The sequence below is a fragment of the Streptomyces sp. NPDC051133 genome, from assembly GCF_040682635.1.
Lineage (GTDB): Bacteria > Actinomycetota > Actinomycetes > Streptomycetales > Streptomycetaceae > Streptomyces.
This window is the reverse complement of the sequence record NZ_JBFBBK010000211.1, coordinates 1-1,783: the sequence shown is the minus strand read 5'-3', so window position 1 is coordinate 1,783 and position 1,783 is coordinate 1. Positions and strand designations below refer to the sequence as shown.

General features: G+C 70.6%; 1 protein-coding gene and 1 pseudogene. Both read right to left on the bottom strand.

From position 1 onward, the window contains the following. A pseudogene (locus tag AB0N17_RS46485) lies at positions 1-428 on the bottom strand (hypothetical protein); the annotation flags it as partial. Between the two features lie 814 nt (positions 429-1,242). Next, positions 1,243-1,716, bottom strand: a complete 474-nt coding sequence (locus tag AB0N17_RS46480; RefSeq protein ID WP_366017702.1) for an acyltransferase family protein — start codon at positions 1,714-1,716, stop codon at positions 1,243-1,245. Positions 1,717-1,783: the final 67 nt, after the last annotated feature.

Here is a 1,783-nt window from a genome sequence, read left to right as displayed (position 1 = left end):
CAACGAGCCTTTGGGAGTCTGGTCACACCGCGACCCTGCGAAATGATGAAGGCCGGTTCGTCGAGGGGCGTCTCCGGGGCCGCGACCGCTATCACCGGGGCGGACGCCGGCACGCCGGCCGACGCCCTCCACAAGCCGGCCCGGATGCACAGGTGCCTCGCTCCGCACGCCAGGGGCGCAGCGGGGAAAGCCCGGGCCGCTCCGGCCGTGGCCGGAGTACTGGCACTGCACTCCGGCGGAGGTGGTTCCCTTCTCGCGAAGCCGGTGTCGTCCAGGATCAACCCACTGTCTGCCGCGCTGAGTTGTTCGGCGACGTACGTCTGCAGGTCGTCGTACAGGCCGTGCAGGGTGGCGTGGCCGGCGTACTCGGCGAGCTGCCAGCTGTTGTTGCGGCCCACCAGGGCCGGGCAGTCCGCGTGCGTAGTCACGCATCCGCCGCCGGGTCTCCACACGGCAGAAGCGGGCCCCGGTCTTCAGAAACAGTTCCTCGAGTCCCAAGTCCCCGGCATTCGTCGGCACATCGTGGATCACGACGGCGGACTGCTCGCCGCGCTGTCAGTACATGCGGTGCGGGCACCCTTTGGTGGGACGGCCAGCCCAATTTGGTAGTGACAGCGGCGGGCGACGGCCTGGAGGTGTCTTCTCCAGGCCGACCATTTCAACTGCCCGAGCCGAAGCCCGTCTACCCGGCCGCGAAGCGCGAGGTCGGGCAGACGCACATGATTGGTCGACGCCCTCACCCGCGAGATGTTCGCCCAGGTCGAGGATGCCTTGGACTACCTCGAATCCTGGGCCGACGACTAGACGGTCGGGCTGCCGGACCTCGGCGGCCGCTTCGCCCTCAGCCTCGCCGAGGACCGCAGCCGCTTCGCCGGACACCTCGCCGGAGTGAGCGAGGACACCGAGAACGGGCACCGCCGCTACGAGAACCTCGACAAACTGCCCTGCCCCGTCATCTCCGTCGCCCGCTCACCGCTGAAGGACGGACCCCGAGGACCTCCTCGTCGCCCAGTCCGTCGTCTTCTCCACCGAGGTCGTCATGTGCGACCGCGGCGACATCCTCACGCCCGCCCCGCCCTGGTGATCGGCTTCGGCACGCTCGGCTCCTCGATCGCCCGGCTCCCGCACGCCAAGGGCGTCCAGGTCGCCACCGGGGCGGACGGCGGCCATGCGGCTCAGCCGGACCGTGCAGTGGCCGGGGGCCTCGCGCTACGTTGGGGCCGTGGCCGGCTGCGGGACGGGCTAGCGGCGGCGCAGCAGCAGTCGTCTCGCCGGGCACTCCACCTTCTCGTAGAGCAGCCAGGACAGACCCAGCGACAGGCCGAACGCGAGCGTGGTGACGGTCGCCCCCGCCAGCGGACCGAAGTGCGGCTTCGTGCCCAGCAGGTTGGTCGCGGCGCGCAGCACCAGCAGGTGGATCATGTAGAAGGCGAAGGACAGTTCCCCGAGCCGCACCAGCCGGCGGTGCCGCCACAGCGAGGGCAGGCCCTGCAGGTCCGCGATGGCCGCGGCCGGGATGAGCAGGACGAATCCGGCGAGCGTGCACACGGTGGCGGAGTAGCCGGGCGCGACCTGGGGGACGAAGAAGTAGCCGATGATCGTCAGGGCGAGCGACGCCTCCAGACCGGGCCCGCGCCACCGGCCCAGCAGCACCAGCCGCGCCGCGATTGCGCCGAGCACGAACTCGGGCAGCCGGGCGGCGGGGAACGAGTACAGCGTGTACGTCCACCTGTGGTGGGCGTCCGTCGTGCGGTTCCTTCGACACCTGTGATCCGCGTCTCAA